Origin of the sequence: Arcanobacterium bovis, assembly GCF_004331995.1 — a bacterium.
In the GTDB taxonomy this organism is placed as follows: Bacteria; Actinomycetota; Actinomycetes; order Actinomycetales; family Actinomycetaceae; genus Arcanobacterium_A; species Arcanobacterium_A bovis.
Map to the genome: position 1 here is coordinate 15,934 of NZ_SJDT01000004.1, position 20,542 is coordinate 36,475.

Annotated in this window: 15 protein-coding genes; 8 read left to right on the forward strand and 7 right to left on the reverse strand. The window is 51.9% G+C overall.

Annotation, left to right across the window (positions count from 1 at the left end):
* Nucleotides 1–639: a DMSO/selenate family reductase complex B subunit gene (locus EZJ44_RS05465; protein WP_131281116.1), complete on the reverse strand. Its 639-nt coding sequence runs from the start codon at nucleotides 637–639 to the stop codon at nucleotides 1–3.
* Between the two features lie 3 nt (nucleotides 640–642).
* Nucleotides 643–3,237: a DMSO/selenate family reductase complex A subunit gene (locus EZJ44_RS05470; RefSeq protein ID WP_131281119.1), complete on the reverse strand. Its 2,595-nt coding sequence runs from the start codon at nucleotides 3,235–3,237 to the stop codon at nucleotides 643–645.
* 503 nt (nucleotides 3,238–3,740) lie between these two features.
* Here EZJ44_RS05470 and dnaK point away from each other — a divergent pair.
* From dnaK to EZJ44_RS05495, 5 genes are all read left to right on the forward strand, one after another.
* Nucleotides 3,741–5,639: a molecular chaperone DnaK gene (dnaK, locus tag EZJ44_RS05475; protein ID WP_131281121.1), complete on the forward strand. Its 1,899-nt coding sequence runs from the start codon at nucleotides 3,741–3,743 to the stop codon at nucleotides 5,637–5,639.
* A 192-nt stretch (nucleotides 5,640–5,831) separates the two neighbouring features.
* On the forward strand, nucleotides 5,832–6,458 hold the full coding sequence (locus EZJ44_RS05480; RefSeq protein WP_131281124.1) for a nucleotide exchange factor GrpE: 627 nt from the start codon (nucleotides 5,832–5,834) through the stop codon (nucleotides 6,456–6,458).
* Between the two features lie 13 nt (nucleotides 6,459–6,471).
* Nucleotides 6,472–7,479 carry a DnaJ C-terminal domain-containing protein gene (locus EZJ44_RS05485; RefSeq protein WP_131281127.1) on the forward strand — a complete coding sequence of 336 codons (1,008 nt, stop codon included), beginning with the start codon at nucleotides 6,472–6,474 and terminating at the stop codon, nucleotides 7,477–7,479.
* Nucleotides 7,480–7,681: 202 nt separating this feature from the next.
* On the forward strand, nucleotides 7,682–8,197 hold the full coding sequence (locus tag EZJ44_RS05490; RefSeq protein WP_131281129.1) for a heat shock protein transcriptional repressor HspR: 516 nt from the start codon (nucleotides 7,682–7,684) through the stop codon (nucleotides 8,195–8,197).
* Between the two features lie 65 nt (nucleotides 8,198–8,262).
* Complete coding sequence (locus EZJ44_RS05495; protein WP_131281132.1) at nucleotides 8,263–8,859, forward strand: NUDIX hydrolase; 597 nt, start codon at nucleotides 8,263–8,265, stop codon at nucleotides 8,857–8,859.
* 36 nt (nucleotides 8,860–8,895) lie between these two features.
* On the opposite strand, the gene EZJ44_RS05500 is transcribed toward EZJ44_RS05495, so the two are convergent.
* Both EZJ44_RS05500 and purT read right to left on the reverse strand, forming a co-directional pair.
* Nucleotides 8,896–9,609, reverse strand: coding sequence for a hypothetical protein (locus EZJ44_RS05500; protein WP_131281134.1), 714 nt, complete (start codon nucleotides 9,607–9,609; stop codon nucleotides 8,896–8,898).
* 253 nt (nucleotides 9,610–9,862) lie between these two features.
* Nucleotides 9,863–11,086 (reverse strand): formate-dependent phosphoribosylglycinamide formyltransferase, encoded by a 1,224-nt coding sequence (gene purT / locus EZJ44_RS05505; RefSeq protein WP_131281136.1) that lies wholly within the window; start codon nucleotides 11,084–11,086, stop codon nucleotides 9,863–9,865.
* Between the two features lie 211 nt (nucleotides 11,087–11,297).
* On the opposite strand from purT, the gene EZJ44_RS05510 reads away from it, so the two are divergent.
* On the forward strand, nucleotides 11,298–14,438 hold the full coding sequence (locus EZJ44_RS05510) for an ExeM/NucH family extracellular endonuclease (protein ID WP_165496127.1): 3,141 nt from the start codon (nucleotides 11,298–11,300) through the stop codon (nucleotides 14,436–14,438).
* Between the two features lie 143 nt (nucleotides 14,439–14,581).
* Here EZJ44_RS05510 and EZJ44_RS05515 read toward each other — a convergent pair whose 3' ends face one another.
* Nucleotides 14,582–16,054 (reverse strand): catalase, encoded by a 1,473-nt coding sequence (locus EZJ44_RS05515; RefSeq protein ID WP_131281140.1) that lies wholly within the window; start codon nucleotides 16,052–16,054, stop codon nucleotides 14,582–14,584.
* Between the two features lie 514 nt (nucleotides 16,055–16,568).
* Between EZJ44_RS05515 and EZJ44_RS05525 the strand changes: the two genes are divergently transcribed.
* Complete coding sequence (locus EZJ44_RS05525; RefSeq protein ID WP_131281144.1) at nucleotides 16,569–17,048, forward strand: GNAT family N-acetyltransferase; 480 nt, start codon at nucleotides 16,569–16,571, stop codon at nucleotides 17,046–17,048.
* Nucleotides 17,048–18,115, forward strand: coding sequence for a glutamyl-Q tRNA(Asp) synthetase (locus EZJ44_RS08905; protein ID WP_131281146.1), 1,068 nt, complete (start codon nucleotides 17,048–17,050; stop codon nucleotides 18,113–18,115). The genes EZJ44_RS05525 and EZJ44_RS08905 overlap by 1 nt, the downstream gene beginning before the upstream one ends.
* Here the strand turns inward: EZJ44_RS08905 and ybaK are convergent.
* Nucleotides 18,096–18,620, reverse strand: coding sequence for a Cys-tRNA(Pro) deacylase (gene ybaK, locus EZJ44_RS05535; protein WP_241658608.1), 525 nt, complete (start codon nucleotides 18,618–18,620; stop codon nucleotides 18,096–18,098). The two genes, EZJ44_RS08905 and ybaK, sit on opposite strands and share 20 nt — an antisense overlap.
* 115 nt (nucleotides 18,621–18,735) lie before the next feature.
* A complete protein-coding gene (locus tag EZJ44_RS05540; protein WP_131281150.1) occupies nucleotides 18,736–20,220 on the reverse strand; it encodes an ATP-binding protein in 1,485 nt (494 codons plus the stop codon).
* Nucleotides 20,221–20,542: the final 322 nt, after the last annotated feature.

Genomic DNA, 20,542 nt, shown 5'->3' on the forward strand with positions numbered 1-20,542 from the left:
TCAGATCTCCTTCGGATTAACGATGTTTCCGCTGGCAGCATCCCATGCTTGAGCGTCACGGTGGGGTTTGATAACCAAGTGTGGATTGGTGATCGACGGATCTGGAAGTGGAGCAACGGCGTTAGTCTCGCCGTACTTCTTGCGCAAATCTTTGATTGGGCCCCAATCCAATGCGCGTGAAGGGCAGGCCTCCACGCAGGCAGGGTCTTGACCAGTGGAACGGTAGTCGTAGCACAGGTCGCACTTGGACATGTGGCCGGTTTCCGCATTGAACTGTGGAGCCGAGTAAGGGCAGGCCCATTCACAGTAGCGGCATCCTACGCATTTATCCTGGTCAACGTAGACGGTGCCGTCCTCACGCTGGGTCATTGCAGTAGTTGGGCACACCTGCATACACACTGGGTTTTCGCAGTGGTTACACGATACCGAGGTGTAGTAGGTGAACACGCTCGGTGCAAATGTGTTTCCCGAACGCTGCCATGAGCCGCCGGTGTACTCAACGACTCGGCGCCAGTTCACGCCTACAGGCAGATCATGCTTGTCTTTACATGCAATCTGGCATGCCTTACATCCGGTACAAATCTCCTGGTCGAAGAAAAATCCGTAGTCGGCGCCAGCAACAGTTGCTTTCTCAGCCATTGTTTACTTCCCTGCCTTTGCAACGTTTGCCAATACTGTGTGGCTGACGAGTCCGCGCGCCAACGGCGTCGGATGGAGCGATGTCAGCGTGTTTACCGAGCCTGCGGTATCAACTGGTTTCTTGGGATTCGCACCTTCTGGAAGATCAAATTCCGAACTTGGTAGCGGCTTGTACCAAGCGCCCTGTGGAATCGACATAACTCCGGGGGCGATACGCTCGGTGACCTTCGCCTGCAGCTGCACGGTGCCGCGCTCGTTGTAAACGAAGACGACGTCGTCGTTCTTGATGCCACGTTCGTGAGCATCAATCGGATTGATCCATGCAGTCTGAATATGTGCTTCTTTCAGCCAGTCCACATTTCCGTAGCTGGAGTGGGTACGACCCTTGAAGTGGTGTCCGATCACCTGGAGCGGATACTTCTTGTTCTCGCGTGCCTCGAGTGCGCCTTCCCACGTGTCGGTGAACTCAGGGATCGGTGCGATGTGCTCGCCACGCATCTTCGGGCGGAAGACGCCGTATTCCCACTTCTCGGCAAGGTTCGCCAAACGCTGGGAGTAGATTTCGATCTTTCCTGACGGCGTATCGAGTGGATGTGCGCCCGGATCGGTACGGAAATCCTTTAGTGGAATGCTTGGGCCCTTGTTTTCGCGGTAAATTCCCATCTTCTTCCACTCGTCATAGGTAGGAAGTGTTGGGGACTTCTCGCGCGAAGCCTCAATGGTTGCGCGCAACCATTCTTCGCGGGTCTTTCCTCCGGTGTAGGCATCTTTGATGCCGAGCTTGTCTGCGAGCTCAGCACAGATGTCAAACATCGACTTGCACTCGTAGAGCGGCTCAATTGCCTGTTCAGACACGATTCCGTAAGCCATTGGGCCGCCGTTTTCGCCACCGTGGAAATCGAATTCTTCGGCGGTGGATGTGCCTGGAAGAATGTAATCCGAGTAGCGTGCCGAAACCGTGTACATGATGTCACACGTAACGATGAGCTCAGCCTTTGACTCGTCTTGGAGGATTTCAACGGAAGTGTTGTTATCGCCAGTCTGGTTGACGAGGGAGTTTGAACCGTATTGGAACACTGCCTTGATTGGAACATCAAGCTTGGTGTTTTCCGGTTGCATATTGGCATCAACTGGAACTTTCAGTTCGCGGGAGCCATCTTCTGGCTTCACGCCAACACCAGCATTGAACGTGTTCATCTTCGGACCATGATCCACTGCGTCAAGCCAGCTGAAGCAGGAAATGATCTTATTTGAAGAGTTCTTCAAGCCGGAGACGAACGGGCGCTTAATGCCGAAACCAGCTGCTGATTCACGTGCTCCAGTGCCGCCACCGCTAATGCCGATATTTCCGGTTACGCAGGCAAGCAAGAAGATTGCGCGAGAGGTGTTTTCTCCGTTTGCGTGGCGCTGCGGTCCCCATCCTTGCGTGATTGCACATGGCTTTGCGCCGGCAATTTCGCGAGCGAGCTGGCGAATCCGGTTGGCAGGAACGCCGGTGATTTCCGCGGCCCACTCAGGAGTCTTTTCAACCTTGTCATAACCAGTGCCGTCAATGTAGGCGCGGTAGGAGCTGTTCGGCTTCGCGCCAGCAGGAAGGGTGTGCTCGTCAAAACCAACAGTGTATTTGTCCAAGAAAGCTTGGTCGTGCAGGTTCTCTTTGAGCATCACATGGATCATGCCAGCGATGAGCGCGGCGTCGGTGCCTGGGCGCAATGCTACCCAATCGTCACCAAGTGCAACGGCGGTTTCTGAATAGCGTGGATCAACCACGATAGTGCGTACGCCTGCATTGCGCTTCGTCTCTTGGGTAACGAAGGTGTGCCCACCGCCCGACATGCGGGTTTCGAGTGGGTTGTTACCAAACATAACCTGGAGCTTGGCGTTGCGAGCGTCGTCAAAAGAGTTTGAGCTTACCCAGCCGCCATAGAAATATGGATATGCCTGGGTGATGTTCGTGGTGGAGTAATCCGAGTAGTGATCGAGGTATCCACCGTAAGCCTTAAGCAGGCGTGCCGTTGGCGATGCCTCTGGTGGCCAGGAACAGGCCATGATTGAACCGAGGACGCCGGTGCCGTACTGGATGTAGAAGGCTTCATTTCCGTACTTGGATTTGATTTCCTTCATCTTCTCAGCAATTTCAGTGAGTGCTTGATCCCAAGAGATCTCTTCCCACTTTTCCTCACCGCGTTTGGTTCCAGGCTTGCGCTTCATTGGCTTCTTGAGGCGATCTGGGTTGTAAATGCGGTGGCGAATTGAGCGGCCGCGCACACAAGCACGAACTTGCTGGTTGCCGAGGGTGTCGTCGCCAGTATTATCGGGAAGAACGCGCACAACCGTGCCGTCTTTCACCTGCAAACGCAGTGGGCAACGCGAGCCACAGTTTACGGTACAGGCAGACCATACTGTTTTATCGACGTCTTCCATTCCTTCAACCTGAGCGGCATTAGCTTTGATAGGCATGCCGAGGTTGGTGGTTGTGGCAACTAGTCCAACAGCACCAGCTGCTACACCAGACCACTTGAGGAAGGTACGGCGAGAAGGTCCACGCTGCGTGGTAGGGGTGCCTTGTGTTTCGGCACTGGTAATGGTGTTATCCATGTTTACCTACTTCTCCTAGTGTCCTAAGTCCGATTCGTAATTCTCGTAATTAAGGATTGATCTTTGATTTTGAGTGCTTCATGGGCTGATCTTGCTCGTGCCTGGCGTAGCAACCACGACGGTAATAACGCAGGTAAGGCAAGAGGGCACAGTGCGGCTCTTGCTTAAAGCTTAAATTAAACGACACCTGTCGCTTAGGAAAAGAGTCCCGAAAGTCCTAGATCGGTAAAAATTTTCTGCGTTTTTGCAGGTCAGGAATTCATGAGGCTTATTTTGCGTAAATGTTTTGGGTGGGTTTGGAAGTGTGTGGTTGAGGTCTCGTTCGGTTTCTTAGTTTGTTTGGGAATAAAATCAGTGCCGTCAAAGTTGAGTGAAGTAGACTCAAGAATTAGTAAGTCGATTGGACACAACTTCAATCGGGTGCAAAACTTGAGAGGTATCAATAACACAGAACTTTCGAATCCTCTCTCAAGAGGTTTCACATATAAAAGGAGACAACAACAATGGCACGTGCAGTAGGCATTGACCTCGGAACAACCAACTCGGTTGTTACCGTTCTTGAAGGTGGCGAGCCAACCGTTATCGCAAACGCTGAAGGCGCGCGCACCACCCCATCCGTCGTCGGTTTTTCCAAAACGGGCGAAGTGCTCGTAGGAGAAATCGCCAAGCGTCAAGCGGTTACCAATGTGGATCGCACTATTTCTTCGGTTAAGCGCCACATGGGCGATAGCTCGTGGAAAGTCGATATTGACGACAAGTCTTACAACGCTCAGCAGATCTCGGCATTCATTCTTCAGAAGCTCAAGAAGGACGCTGAAGCATACCTCGGTGAGCCAGTGACTGATGCAGTGATTACTGTGCCGGCATACTTCAACGACGCTCAGCGTCAGGCAACTAAAGATGCTGGTCAGATTGCTGGTCTGAACGTTCAGCGCATCGTTAATGAGCCAACGGCTGCGGCGCTCGCTTACGGTCTTGAAAAGGGCAAGGAAGACGAACTTATCCTCGTTTTCGATCTCGGTGGCGGCACGTTCGACGTCTCCCTGCTCGAAGTGAGCAAGGATGCCGACGACGATTTCTCCACCATCCAGGTGCGCGCCACCTCGGGCGATAACGAACTTGGCGGTGACGACTGGGATCAGCGCATCGTCAACTGGCTCGTTGAGCAGGTGAAGAACAACTACGGCGCAGATCTGTCGAAAGACAAGATTGCACTCCAGCGTCTGAAGGAAGCTGCTGAGCAGGCAAAGAAGGAACTCTCCTCGGCAACTTCTACGAATATCACGCTGCAGTACCTGTCGATGTCCGAAAATGGCCCGATCCACTTGGATGAGAAGCTCACGCGCGCCAAGTTCGAGGAAATGACGAAAGATCTTCTCGAGCGCACCAAGATTCCATTCCAGAAGGTCATCGAAGACGCCGGTATCAAGCTTTCCGAGATCGATCACGTCGTGCTCGTGGGCGGTTCCACCCGTATGCCAGCGGTGACCGACGTCGTCAAGGAACTCACCGGTGGACGCGAGCCAAACAAGGGTGTAAACCCAGACGAAGTAGTTGCTGTTGGCGCTGCTTTGCAGGCAGGCGTTATCTCGGGCGATCGTACCGACGTGTTGCTTATTGACGTCACCCCGCTTTCCCTTGGAATTGAAACCAAGGGCGGCGTCATGACGAAGCTCATCGAGCGCAACACTGCTATCCCAACGAAGCGCTCGGAGGTATTCTCCACCGCTGAGGATAACCAGCCAAGTGTGCTTATTCAGGTCTACCAGGGTGAGCGTTCCTTCGCTCGCGACAACAAGTTGCTCGGCACCTTTGAACTTTCGGGTATTGCTCCGGCTCCGCGCGGTATGCCACAGATCGAAGTTACTTTCGACATCGATGCCAACGGTATCGTCCACGTAGCTGCAAAGGATCGCGGCACTGGTAAAGAGCAGTCTGTGACCATCACCGGCGGTTCGGCTCTCTCGAAGGAAGACATCGAGCGCATGGTCAAGGAAGCAGAAGAGCATGCTGCTGAAGACGCCAAGCGTAAAGAAGATGCCGAGGTGCGTAACACGGCTGAGCAGCAGGTCTACTCGATCGACAAGCTTATTGCCGACAATGCCGATAAGCTCGACGACGCGGTAACCACCGAGGTCAAAGAGGCAAACGATGCACTGCGCAAGGCTCTTGAAGGCGAAGATCTTGAGGCAATCAAGAAGGCGCAAGAAGAGCTGAACACCAAGTCGCAAAAGATCGGCGAAGCCCTTTATTCTCAGGCGCAAGCTGAGCAGGCTGCTGCGGGAGCTGCACCAGGAGGCGAAGGCTGGACCGACGCCGCAAAGGGAGCTAAAGCAGCTGGCGAGGACGACGTTGTCGATGCGGAAATCGTGGACGAAAACGATCAAAAGGGCAAGAACTGAGCTTCTTGAACCCGATTGTGGCTGAGTGAAGAATTGTGGTGAGGTCACATATTCAACACAAATCTTCACACTGTGGTGGCGCATTGCCGATGGGCGGTGCGCCACCAGCCACAAACGGAAAAGGAGCATATCAAGATCTTGCAGGTAGTAATTGAAAACCGTGATCGAGATACATCTAGGTGAGGAGCCACGATGACTGAGGAAAATCTACAAGACAACCGTGATGCGGAGGAAACTCCGTTAGCCGATGTGGAAGCTACCGAATCTGCGCAGGTGAGCGAGGAATCGTCTAACTGTGGATGTGAGCAACAGCCAGCCGCTGAGGAAAACTCGGCTGGTGACGAATCGCAGCCAGGGGAGCTATCTGAGCTTGACCAAGCTTTGCTCAGGATAACCGAACTTGAGGACGAAGTAGCGCGCCGAAAAGCTGATTTGTACAACCTGCAACAGGAGTACAACGGATACGTCAAGCGTGCGAAGGCAGACGCGGCAAACCAACAGGCCTTCGGAGTAGCAAAAGTTTTGGAAGCACTCATGGGCGTGCTCGATAACGCAGATTTGGCGCGCCAACACGGCGATTTAGAAGGCCCGGCGGGTGCTGTGATCTCTGAACTTGAATCGACGCTCGAGCGTAATTTTGATCTCAAGCGCTTCGGTGAAGTGGGCGAGGCTTTTGATCCAGAGGTTCACGAAGCGCTAATGCACCAGACCTCGGCAGATGCCGAAACTGAACACGTGGCGCACTTGATCCAGCCAGGCTATCGGCATGGCGAAAAGATTCTGCGCCCAGCGCGCGTTGGGGTCGTTTCGCCGCAGTAGGAGGTGACGCCGGATGGCAAGTCAAGATTGGATGCAAAAGGATTTCTATGCCACTTTGGGCGTAGATAAATCGGCGTCGCAAGACGATATTAAAAAGGCATATCGTAAGTTGGCGCGCAAGTATCACCCTGACCAAAATCCAGGTGACAAGGCTGCAGAAAACAAATTCAAAGAAGTTTCCGAGGCCTTTCAAGTTCTTTCGAACGAGCAGGATCGCAAACAGTACGATGCTATTCGGACGATGTCGGGCGGAGGAGCGCGCTTTTCTCCTGGTGCTGGAGGTGCTGGTGGTTTTGAGGACGTATTTTCCTCGATGTTTGGCGGCGGGAACGTTCGCTTCAACACCGGTGGCGGCGCTCCGAATCCTGGCTTCGAAGACATACTATCCTCGATGTTTGGCGCAGGTGCGCCAAAAGCGGACTCGCAAGGCGGCTTCGGTGGTTTTGGCGGGTTTGGTTCGCGGCGTCGTGAACGTGGCGACGACGTAATCACCAATGCGTCAATTCCTTTGCGCGACGCAATCGGTGGCACCACGGTTTCGGTGACGACGCCGTCCGGCAAAGTTACCGCGCGTATTCCTGCAGGCGTAACGGACGGGCAGAAAATCCGGATCAAAGGCAAAGGTCAGCCCGGCATTAACGGCGGCGAATCGGGAGATATCCTGATTAAAGTTGCTGTGGAACCCCATCCCGTTTATGAGCTGCGTGGCAAAGACGTGTACATCAATGTGCCGGTGGCTTTTGATGAAGCGGCCTTGGGGGCAACGGTTGATGTGCCAACCCTTTACGGAGAGACTGTGCACGTCAAAGTGCCTGAGGGATCTTCTTCAGACAAAACGCTGCGAGTGCGTGGTCGGGGAGTGCAGCCCACAAAAGGCGAGGCAGGCGACATGTACGTCCGCTTGAAAGTGGTTGTGCCAAAGAAGATGTCTGAAGAAACTCGTGCTGCGGTTGAGGCTTTCAGAAAGGCTTCGGAAGGTGCTGATCCGCGCGCGGAATTCCAAAAGATGGCTCAGGTTTAACGGAGTCTGGTTAACACGCTCGGGTTTGACACAGGCGTAGAAAACGATCGCTAGATTTTTGATGCAAGTGTGGAAAATGAAGCGGCACGATAGAATTTCAATGTCGGTATTGTGCTGATCTTAAATGCGGTGCTGGTCAAAGGCAGTGCCAAAGGGCTGAGCCGAGATAACGAGATAGTTTCGAGTTGGGAGAGGAGGAACGATGGCTAAAGTTTCACGCAGTGCGCCGATACTTACTGTGTCGGTTGCTGCTGAGCTTGCTGGAATGCATCCACAAACCGTGCGTCAATATGACCGCCTCGGGCTGGTGGTGGCTGGACGCACTCGTGGTGGCGGCCGTCGTTACTCCTTGAACGACGTCGACAAACTGATTGAGATCCAGCGCCTTTCCCAAGACGAAGGGATTAATCTCTCTGGAATTTCGCGCATTCTCAAACTACAAGCCGATGTGGAACGCCTAAATGAGCAGCGCATTCGCCTTGAAAAACAACTCGAGCGAGTGCGACAAGTGGGTGAGTTTATGCGCGACGAACTTGAGCGGCAAAATAGGCGTGAGAGGCGCGTTTTTGCCGCTTCTGCTTCTGGTGATGTGACGATGGCCGAGCGTATGGACCTATTGCGCCGCGCGCTTCGCAGGCAAGCTACTAGTAGCGAAAATCAAGATGTGGTGATCTGGAATCCACGTAATATGATCGTTTTGCCTGATGAATCGCTATAACATCGCGGAGTGATAAGAGTTACTTGCCAAGCAGGGCACGGCACGAGGAGAGTCTGGGTGAGAAGATGAATCGCTTAGAATCACACGCTACTGCCAATACTGCGCGTCAAGCGGCGGTGCTCGTCTTACTTTCCAGTGGGGAAAGTGAGCCGAGCATTTTGTTTACTGAGCGTGCGCGCAGTATGCGTTTCCAAGCTGGGCAGATATGTTTTCCGGGTGGTTCGCGCGATGGAATTGAGACGCCGGAAGAAACCGCTGTTCGAGAGTGCTTCGAAGAAGTGGGAATTCCACCGGAGCATATTAGCGTGCAGGGGCGGCTCCCAGACACGAAATTGCGAGGAAATCTCTTTCATGTGGTGCCCGTGCTGGCACGTTGGCACGGAGATATTGAGAGTTGTCAACCAAACCGCGAGGAAGTGGAGCAGGTTCATCTCATTTCGGTAGATGATCTGGTCAATCCCGCTCATCGTTGCACTTGGCGTGTCACCGGTGACGAACAGATGCGCACCGGTCCAGCATTTGCTGTGCGTGACTTATTCATCTGGGGATTAACGGCTGAGATTACTGATGCACTTTTGAATCTTGCTGGTTGGGAAATGCCCTGGGATCAGGAGCGGATCGTCACCGTGCCGCCGCGATTCTTGGGTGCGATCTCGCGTTGAGCGCTGATAGCTAGCACATGCGCTGACGGCGTTCATTCACTCGTCGACGGCGAGAAACTCACCGTCTATTTCGGCAACACCACTGGCCACAAAGCTACCAAAACGCGCGGCTTTGTTTGGTTGCCACTCTTGAGCTAGACCATTGAGCACTCCGGCCATAAACGCCTCGTCTACTCCGTGCGTATTGACGACGCCGCATTCAAACGTGCCAATGAGCACCGGATCTCGATCAGGTTCTATCACAGCAGCCCCAGAGCCAAAAGAATGGACGAGATACCATGCTCCGCTGTTGGCCGCCTGTGCGCATAATGTTTCGAGAACGCTTGCAGTGATTGAGTCAAGGGCGCTATCGCTCGAAAAAACAACTCCAAGCGACTTAACGGAGTTGGTGAACGCGGCGGCATGCTCAAGATCCGCGGAAGATTCTACTGCGAGCACGATTAGTGACTCATTATTGCTTACAAAGCTATGCCACGTAGGAAGGGTTTCGCATAACTCGGTGAGAGTTTCGGTGTTGGGGACAAAAACCACCGAGCTGATGAGCTGTTGACTTTCCTTCTGGGTGAGCTGCGCGAACTCATCAACGTTTGCGCGGATCGGGTTGAGTCCCAGAGCCTCGAGATCTTGGCAGATATGGTCCAAAAGGATCGAAGCTTTCGGCGCTAACTCAGTGTTATTCGCGCTGGAAATCAGGTATATGGGTAGCAGTAGATGCCTTGGCGGCACTGGTGGCACTAGCGCTTCAGTCATGGCGTCCCCGCGTAATCTGTAATCCGACGTCGATTAATTTCATGTATTTTCCTGCACGAAAAAGAAAATCCACGCCTTGTACACCTCGGGAGGCTTGTGATCAAAGTGAATGACTTGAGCGTCGGCACTCCCCAAAACGAACAGAATTAAACCGATTCTACCAACAAATAAACGGTTTCGTTTGCGCTATCGGGTGCAGAGGTGGGCAAGATTTTGGGCGCAACCTACCTAATTTCGGCTGGGCGCAACCTGCTTATTCAGATTCGATTTTGATTTTACCGATTGCTGCGCGTGCGATTTCACGTGCAGTGGCAACATCTTGAGCTTGAGCTGCGGCAACAGCCATTCGACGGCCAGGGTGGGCGTGCGGTTTGCCGAAAATGCGCACAGTCACGGAAGGATCAGCAAGGGCTTCAGCAACGCCGTGGTAGCGTGGAGTTTCGACGGCGGTTGGTGCCTTTAGCGGTGCCGATGCTGCCGGCGTCTGAAGCGTTGTGTCGATTGGTAGTCCAAGAATGGCGCGCGCATGGAGGTCAAACTCGCTTTGCGTTTGTGAGGCCAATGTGACCAAGCCGGTGTCGTGCGGGCGTGGTGAAAGCTCGGAGAAGAAAACGTCGTCGCCCTTGATGAACAGCTCAACGCCGAAAATGCCCAATACAGGGTAATTTTCGTGCGCAGATTCCTCGGCGAGGGTGTCTGTTACAGCTTTCGCAATAGCTTTGGCTCGTTCGGCAGCTAGTGGGCTCATCTCTTGCGGTTGCCACGATTCGACGTAGTCGCCGTTCTCTTGGCAGTGACCAATCGGGGCGCAGAAACTCGTGACCACCTGATCGCCGTCGAGATGCCGAACAGTGAGCAGGGTGATTTCGTAGTCAAAATCTATTTGACCTTCGATAATGACCCGTCCAGTGTTGGCTCGTGCGCCGGAGCAGGCCTCATTCCATGCGGTCTCCAGCTCACTTGCGTCGCGTATACGCGACTGCCCGTGCCCAGACGAAGACATCGTTGGCTTGATGAAGCAGGGGAATCCGATTGTTTTGGCGGCTTCTTGAAGCGGTTCTAAAGAATCGGCAAATGCATAACTACTGGTAGGAACGCCAGCTTTTTCGGCAGCGAGGGTGCGGATGCCTTGGCGGTCAAAAGTGAGTTGTACAATTTTTGCCGAGGGGGCTACCCGAATCCCGTCCTGAGCGGCCTGAGTGAGTGCCCCGATGGCCAATTTTTCCACTTCGGGAACAATGAGGTCTGGTTGCGTCTCGTTGATAAGCGTGGTGACGGCGTCGGCGTCGGTCATATCGATGACGACGGACTGCGCAGCAACGCTCATGGCAGGTGCGTTTTGGTAAGTGTCGCAGGCGATAACGTGGCAACCAAGGCGCTGAAGTGAAATGGTGAGTTCTTTGCCGAGTTCTCCGCTTCCCAGCAGAAGGATACGGATAGGTAAGGTGAGCGGGAAGTGTGCTGTCTGAGAAGTCATACTCATATTTTACTTGTCCTAGGCAAAGCTTGGGATGCGTCCGAATATTGTTAATGCTGCGTCTCATGTAGAAAATTTTGGACTAACGGATCGGAAATATTTCTTTAAGGTTTTCAGTAATCGCTTTAATTTTCATCAGTGTGAATATAGCCTTATAACGTGCGATGATGCACAGTCACGATTCTCATACGGACGCATTAAAGGGGAAAATATGCGTAAGAAACTAATGCAACTTGCGGGGCTAACTGTCGCTGCAGGTTTAGTTGTCCCATTCGGAACAAGCATTTCGGAGGCCGCGCCAGCAGGGTCATACTCTACAGGGGCATCAATTGTGATCAGTGAAGTTTACGTGCGTGGTGGTAGTAGTGATGCTAGATTCCGTGATTACGTTGAACTGTACAATCCAACAGATAAGGATATTTCGCTTGATGGAATGTCGATTCAATACTTCACTAAAGACAAGCTCAGCAGTAGTAATTCCTTCGCTTTACACGGCAAGATTGCTCCAAAAGGATATTTCCTTCTTGTTGGAAAAGCAGGGAATTCTGGCACTGAATCTCCTTTGAAAGCAGATCAGGAAACTACTCTCAACGCTTCAGCAAGTGCAGCGACAATTGTGCTTGCACAGGGGACGCAAGCACAAACGTTATTTGACGGAGACCAGAGTGCAAACACCGGCGTAATCGATACTTTCGGTTGGGGAGCTACGAAATCCTTTGAGGGGAAGGCACACAAGGCACAAACTGCTGGAGGAACTTCCAATCAACGTGCCGATGGTGGCATTGACACAAACGACAACTCGGTAGATTTTTCGGTTAAATCAGCAACTCCGCAGTACAGTGGCGGCGATGCTACTGGCGCATCGGGAAACAATGATCCAAAAGATCCTAGTTCGGGAAATACCGATTCTACGAACTTGCCTGTTGATATTCAAGAAGTCACGATTGCCCAAGTGCAGGGTTCGGGAAGCCAAAGTCCGTTACAAGGGCAGAAAGTCAAGACGCAAGGTGTTGTTACCGGTGTCTACCCTACCGGAGGGTTCGACGGAATATATATCCAAACGCCTGGTACTGGCGGCAAGAATGACGACGGCGTTTCGGACGGTCTGTTTGTATACAGCAAAACTCTCGCCCAAAGTGTGAAAATTGGAGATTACATTTCTGTGGTTGGTGAGGTGAACGAATATTATAGTCTGACGCAATTAAAGGCTATGAGCTGGGAAAAACTCGAGAAAACTGCAGAGGTTGTGGATCCAGTTCCGGTAGTCATCGATGCTGCGCCTACTGAGGAAGCAGATCGTGAGGCGCTTGAAGGCATGTTGATCGCCGTAACTGGAACTCATACCGTCACCAACAACTACGATACGAACAAATACGGGCAAGTCGGCTTAGCGATTGGTGCCGAGCCGTTGATCCAACCTACCGAGATGTTCAATCCGAGCGAAAATCCTATTGGCTTCAAAGCAATGAGCGAGGCGAATGCGAAGCGAAAAATAACGTTGGACGACGGATCTAGCTGGTCGTATTTTGGCAGCAAGTACAAGAATGATTTGGTGCCGGTTCCATACCTCAACGTCAAGGATCCACTTCGAGTTGGTGCTCACGTGACTTTTAAGAAACCAATGATTTTGGATTTCCGGTATCAGTGGAATTACCAGCCAACGGAACCTGTGAACGTGATGGGTGCTGATGATCCAAACTCGTATGTGGACAATTCTAAGAATTGGATTACAATCAGCAACAATAAGCGTCCTGCGGCTCCTGGAAACTTTGGTGGAGACGTAACGGTATCGTCATTCAATGTTTTGAATTATTTTGTGTCGTTGGGTGCGCAGGAAGCCAAGTGCCAAGGCTGGCCTGATCGTAAGGGCGAACCTATTACCGCGAATAAATGTAGCGTACGAGGCGCCTACACTGAGGCTGCGATGAAGCGTCAGCAGACGAAGATCGTGGCGGCGATTAATGCTCTTGATTCAACGATCATCGGACTTGAGGAAATCGAGAACTCGGCGAAATATGGAAAACCACGTGACACCGCCTTGGACAACTTAGTTCGAGAACTCAACAAGGCTGCTGGTTACGATAAATGGACGCGGGTAGCGTCGCCGTCGGCAGTACCTCAGTCCGAAGACGTTATTCGACTTGCCTATATTTACCAGAGCAAAAACGTGAAGCCAGTGGGAGAATCAAAGATCCTCATTGGAAATGAATTCATCAGTGGCTTTGCTCGCGAGCCTTTGGCTCAAGAATGGCAAGGTGTAAATGCTCGTGGTGAAGGATTCGGGCAGACCTTCGTGACGGTTGTTAATCACCTGAAGTCAAAGGGATCACAGGCAACTAAGATTCCTAACGATGTCGATAAGGGACAAGGAAAGAACAACCTGCTTCGGGTGGAGCAAGCTAAGGCGATGCTTGCATGGGTCGAGCAAAACTTCGCGCAAAAACCAGTGTTTATCTTGGGTGATATGAACTCCTACACGGAAGAAGATCCACTTCGCACCATTGAGAACAAGGGATATGTAAGCATTGCAAAGAAATACAACGTCAAGAACCACTCGTATCAGTTCAGTGGTATTATTGGCTCACTCGACCACGGTTTCGCCAACCCGGCTGGGGAAAAGATGCTGGTAGGAGCTGATGTTTGGAACGTCAATGCAATGGAGCCAGCGGCTTTTGAGTACTCAAACTACAACATGAACGTCAAGGTCAACGATCTGTTTGATACTACGCCATACCGGTCTTCCGATCATGATCCGATCAAGTTTGCTCTCAAGCTTGGGAAGGTAGCAGATGTTCCAAATGCCGACGACGCAACCCAATGTGTGAAGCCAATGGGGCACGTATCTAAAGTGTTCCCGAATACCAAAGCAATTGAGGACTGGGGTAAGAAACATCCAAACAATAAATTTGGGATGAAGAAAGCGAAGAAGAACAATGGGGTTGCAACCCATTTCTGCGGTTTCACTCCAAATTCACCCGTGAAGTTCTACTTCTACACGGATGCAAAGCTCATCGGTGAATCAACGACGACGGCAACTGGAGAAATCGCATTTGACTTTGCTGTTCCTGCTGTCGCTGAGCCAGGTCTGCACTATGTGGTTGCCTATTCCGAAGTGGATTCGTCGGTAGCTGCGATGCAGGTACTCGTTGAACCAGCGACTGCCGCAGGAGCTGGTGGAGCTGACGCTAGTGCTACCGGAACTGCCGGTGTTGGAGGTTCAATGAGCGGGGATGGCAATCGACTTGCCACCACAGGTTCCGACAATTTGACGATTGCACTTAGTGGCATTGTGCTGGCGCTCGTTGGTGCAAGCCTTGTGAGTGGAATCGGATTTGCCAGAAGAAAGAAGTAACAGTGTAGGTGATTTCAGCGATCGCTAATTGTTAGGGGAGCACTTCAAAGGAAGTGCTCCCCTAACTCAGTTAACAAAGCCACCGCTATTTATGCGCGACCTAGTGATAGACCTACTAATACCTTTTGGTACGTGCGTGTTCGTTATACACGCGCGTGAACGGCGTCTTCAATTTTTTGACCGGTGGCGGTGTCGATGTTCTTCCAGTAAGTAAATGCACGCTCACGAACTACACTCGACGCTTTGACCAACATGTCGGCAACAGTTTCAACCAGATCAGTGACCTCTTCGGGGGTGTAGACTTCGCGTACAAGGGTTCCGGCTTGTGTGAAATCGTCGTCGTCCTCACGTAGCGTGTAGGCAGCCCGGATCATCTCGCCGTCGGCTTCCCATGAGTTTTCCACAGTCCCTTCGAAGTCCGAATAAGGTTTTCCGTAGGAATTAGGGGCGTAAGTAGGATCTGAACCGTTGTGGTGATACGCCATTGGTCCGTCCTGCTTATAGGTGAGGACAGCGCCGTTCTTTGGTTGGTTAATGGGGAGCTGATCGTAGTTCGGCCCGATGCGGTAACGCTGGGCATCCGCATAAGCGAAGACGCGTCCGAGTAGCATCTTGTCGGGCGAGAAACCGGTTCCAGGCACGAAGTTCGAAGGGGCGAATGCTGCTTGTTCGATCTGTGCGTGATAATTTTCCGGATTCTCGTTGAGTTCGAATTCACCCACGTCAATCAGCGGGTAGTCATGGTGCGACCACGTCTTCGTCAAATCGAATGGGTTGATGTGGTAGGTTTTTGCTTCCTCATAAGGCATGATCTGGACTGAGAATCGCCATTTCGGGAAGTTCCCTTCGGCGATCGCCTCGAAGAGGTCGCGTCGATGGAAGTCTGCGTCGACACCAGCAAGCTCTTGTGCCTCGGCGTTCGACAGATTTTCGACTCCTTGTTGGGTGTGGAAATGATACTTGACCCAGAATCTTTCTCCGCTTGCGTTGATCCACATGTAGGTGTGTGAACCGTATCCGTTCATGTGACGCCAAGACCGTGGCAAACCGCGCGGCCCCATAAGATAAGTGACCTGATGTGCGGATTCAGGATTGTTAGTCCAAAAATCCCACTGCATGTCCTCAGACCGTAGACCAGAGTCTGCAGTGCGCTTTTGTGAATGAATGAAGTGCGGGAACTTCATTGGGTCACGAACAAAGAATACAGGCGTATTGTTACCTACAATGTCAAAATTGCCTTCATTGGTGTAGAACCGCAGAGCAAATCCTCGAACGTCGCGCCAGGTGTCTGGTGATCCGAGTTCACCTGCAACAGTTGAAAATCGAGCGAGCATGCGCGTCTCACGACCGGGCTGGAAGAGATCCGCCTTGGTGTAATGCGAAACGTCGTGGGTAACACGGAAGACGCCGAACGCTCCCGATCCTTTGGCGTGTGGGCGGCGTTCAGGAACGGATTCGCGGTTGAAGTGCGCGAGGTTATCCACAAGATGAACGTCATGAAGAAGAAGCGGTCCCAGATCGCCTAATGCAAGCGAATTTCTATCAGATTCTGCTGGGGCACCGTTGTACATCTGGGAACCGGTTGAGTCACCGATGTTGTTGCTGTTCATTGTCATTTTTCCTCCTCATCAGTCAACGTTGGAATAATGTTTCTTAGTTTTTGGATCATTTCCAAACTATCGAATTTGGTTGAGGCGGGGGAGGAATTTAGGTGAGAGCTGAATTAGAAATTTTCAAAAAGCAGTGACGCGTAATTACCGCGTCGGAACCAACTCAATCTGCGGCACCGAACACTGCTACCTATAGTGTTTCTGTCACGGCAGTGAGTAATCCCAGTGGTTCGTAAGCTTCCAACAGTGGCTTCGAATCCAACTACTCAAGTTAATTCGAACTGGTTGCCTATGCCGAGTAATCAACCTGTAGAAATCGGCCAAATGCCAGCTGGATCTTCGATTAACAGTGACGTTCAAGATCTTAAGCTGAACAACCCAACTTTTACTTTTAGTGCGGATGCATTCCAGCCACTATCCATGTGGTATCCGAGCGCAGCTAAATTGGATCCAAAATCTAAACTGGCCTACGGTACCGATTTAACTTTGTTGGTGACGCCCCCACGGGCATAATGGCATTATGGCCAGATCGATCAAGATACGCCCCGCTCAACCAATGGACGCTGAGGAAATTGTTCAGCTCGCGCGCCCGTATGACGTTACGTTCGACGCGCATAAGCTAGAACTCTCCTTTGCGCTACCAGATTCCTCTGCGTATTGGGTTGCGCTAGCAGAAGATGACGGCGCGACGGCGGATAATGATGCGATCGGCGTCGTGCATATTGTTGGATTCATTGCGGCGCGGGCACTCGGCCCAAATCAGCCACGACTAGTTGGCGCTGACTGGTTCTTGACTGCTCATAATCTTGACTCGAGCGAGGTTATTGTGGTGACCATGCGCCTTCTGGAAGTGGGTCTTGGTGATATGCCTGCCTTATTCACGGTGCCGCAGAAAACTTCGCCGGTAGTCTTAGAAATTCTTTCGTCTCACGGGTTTCAACGGACAGGTGAAACTACCTCCAATTCTCATTGTCCGCAGTTGATAGAGCTCATTCGCTGATGACTGACGGTACTTTGTTAGATAGTTTAAATACGCTCGGCGACGGAAGATATGCCCCCTCGCCGTCGGGAATTTTGCATGTGGGAAACCTCCGCACGGCGCTCCTGGCTTGGGCGTATGCGCGCAGTTCGCAGCGCGGATTTCTGCTGCGCATTGAAGATCTAGACGGCCGCGCACGCCCAGAATTTGAAGCTGCACAGTTAAGCGATTTATCAGAATTGGGCATTGATTGGGACGGCGCACCAATCCGGCAGTCTGATCGTGTTTCGATTTATGCGGCAATTACTGATGCTCTGAGCGCCCAAAACTTAACCTTTGAATGTTACTGCTCGCGCAAGGACCTAGCCGAAGCCGCCCGCGCTCCTCACCATGAACTGGGATTTTATCCGGGAAAGTGTCGTGATCTGAGCACGCAGCAACGAGCTGAACGACGTCGTTCCCTCACCGGCCGCGCTCCGGCGATTCGCCTGCGCTCCGAGGCGGTGAGCGTGGCTTTCACAGACGAAAACTACGGCAGCCATAGCGGGCATGCTGACGACATCGTTTTGCGGCGTGGCGATGGAACCTACTCCTATAATTTCGTGGCAGTAGTAGACGATATTTTGGGGCACGGTACCGATCCGAGTCCGTTAATAGCTAGTATTTTTGCTGGTAGTGACAATGCTGGTAAGAGCGTTGGTGATAGTAGATGTGGTAGCGGCAACGAGAAGTGTGCCGATGCGAGAGTCTTGTTAACGCCGCAGGTGACACAGATCGTGCGTGGAAATGACCTGCTTTCGTCCACGCCGCGCCAAATCTACCTGCAGAAATTGCTTGGATTCAAACCGCCGCAGTACGCGCACGTGCCGCTCGTCGTGAATCACGACGCCGTTCGTCTTTCGAAACGCGACGGTGCGGTTACGCTGCCACAACTTCACGAACTGGGCATATCGACGTCGCAATTAGTGGGTATGTTCGCCGAGTCGCTGGGATTCCCAGCAGTAGGCTCCGCACAAGAGTTTCTTGAGGTCTTTCAGCCAGAGTATATGAACAAAGAGCCGTGGGTTTTTACTGAGCCGAATTTTTAGTGTTGCTGCTGGTGTCGGCCGCAATAGCGAAAAATTGTGCGTTGGTAAGCAATGCCAAATCCTGTGCTCGCAGTGCCACTGATAAGTTTCTTTTCCCGCCGGAAACGAGGATTCTTTCGTGGGTGAGCGCTGATTCGTCGATGAAAGTTGGGTAGAGTTTGCGCTGGCCAAGGGGAGAAATCCCGCCGGTCACGTAACCGGTAATCTTTTCGGCTTGAGCGGGGTTCATCATCGCCGCGTTCTTTGCTCCGGCGGCTTTTGCCAAGGCTTTCAAGCTGAGTTGTGACGACGCCGGCATAACGGCGACGACGGGTCGCGCGTCGCATTCGGTAAGCAAGGTTTTGAAGATAAGCGCGGGCTCAATGCCGAGCACTGCGGATGTGTCGAGCGCGTATCCATGTTCCATCGTGGCTGAGTGCTCGTATTCGAAAAGTTCGTACTCCACGCCTGCGCTGTTGAGTACTCGAAGTGCGGGAGTTCCTACTGGGCTGGACTTTTTGGCCACGTGCCGCCACCTTTCTTTTGTTTCTCGAACACTGCGCATGAACATGCAACACTACACACAACACTGCACATAACACTACACATGTTGAGTGTTGTGTTGAGTGTTGTGTGTAGTGCTAAGGAATGAGCCGATAACGCTGTTTCGGACTGCGTAACGGTTCGAGCCTTTCGAGCTGCTTACTGGCGACCATATTATTAAGTAGGCGACGAACTCCTCCAACGCTAATTCCAGCCGCCGCGGCGAGTTCTTTACTAGTCGCACTGGTGTGCGTGGAAAGATATTGCAAAATTGCATCTGCAGAGGATCCATGCTTTGCTGCGTGCTTTTCTGATGTTGTGGGGTTTCGACGTAAAAATTCGATCTTGAACTGGGTTAATGAATCGGTTACTCGAGGAGTGGGCATCAAATTCTTGGTCATTTGCGAGACAATTTCAGCAAATCCAGTTCCTCGATTCTCTGCAACAAAACCGCCTTGGCTACCGGGATAAGAGGTGGTTTCGAGTAGCCGAGATAAGAATTGATTTCGTGCCGCACTTATGCCACTCTGCCCAAGTGTGTCAATTGTAAGTGGGCCAAATAGTCCGCCGGGATTAATGATCTCGAGACGGTCGGCATACATATTTATCTGCACTTGACTACCTCGTGCTGCGAGGGAATAGTCCCGGTGCATGAGTGCGTTGGTGATCGCTTCTCGCAAAGCAACAAGCGGGTAGTCTGGGAGGTCGTGACGGAAAGTACCATCGACAACACCGCCTATTCGCATATTTCTAGAGATAGCGGCGACGGCATCAGACACGAGGTATGGGATCGGTCCCACCAAGCTCACATTGTCAAGGAATCTTTTTCCGTCAAGTTGCGAAGATTTATCAGTTCCTGGAAACACCGAAACAGTAAGGTTGAGACGAGGGAAATACTGTTGTGGATATTTGCCGGCTACGAGTAGACCTGCCATTGTTGGGTGGAGTGTGCCGTCGTCACCTCTCTTTAGAAGATGTAAAGATACCTTCGCTTCGTCGTCAGAAAGCGCTCCGAATACCCGTGGATGCAGAGTTTTTTCACGCAGAATAATTTGGTTGACGATCTCGCTGTTGAGATCAGATTCTGAAGCGTCGAGTACCAATTCTATATCCCATGCGGGCTGACCTTTATTTTCTTCGAGTCGGTCGATCTCATAGTTGGTAAGAGCGCGATCGCCGTCGTGCCCACGAACGTAGCTGGACGCGTATTTTCCTGCCGTTGTGATCCAAGCTGGCTTGTCGTAAGCAGGAAGCTCGTCAATTATTGCAACAACAATCTCGGAATCTTCAAACAGAACTATTTCAATTTGTGCACGAATGGGAGGCGTGAGGTCGTCGGCACACATACGAGAAAGACCATCGGCGATGCGCTTCGCATCGAAATTTTCGGCCGGAATAAAGCCGGCATTTTCATCTAGTCCGAGGAGAATTAGGCCACCAGCTGTATTAGAAAATGCAGAAATCGTTCGGGAAAGTTTCTTGGGAACTCCACCAACAGCAGCTTTTGCTTCGACTCTGAGATTGTCTGTCTTATGCGCGCGCAGAGTCGCCACAGTGTCTTCGATTAGTGCAGATAGATCCATGAGTTTCCCACCTCAAGAGTGTCAAAAGATGTAACACTACACATAACACTATACATGAACATGCAACACTACACACAACACTGCACATAACACTTCACATGTTGAGTGTTGTGTTGAGTGTCATGTGTAGTGTTCGGCTGTGTTAGTCGCATGAAGAACTCTGTGACGACGGGGGTTACGTCGCATCACGTCTATACCAAATCCCTTCCGCTCCCGATCCAACATAACCTCCCGTTTGCCCTGTTTGCGAATGTAAACTAGCCTACCTCTCGACATGTTAAGTTGAGTGGAATAGACTCAACTATTATTGCGTTACGTTGAG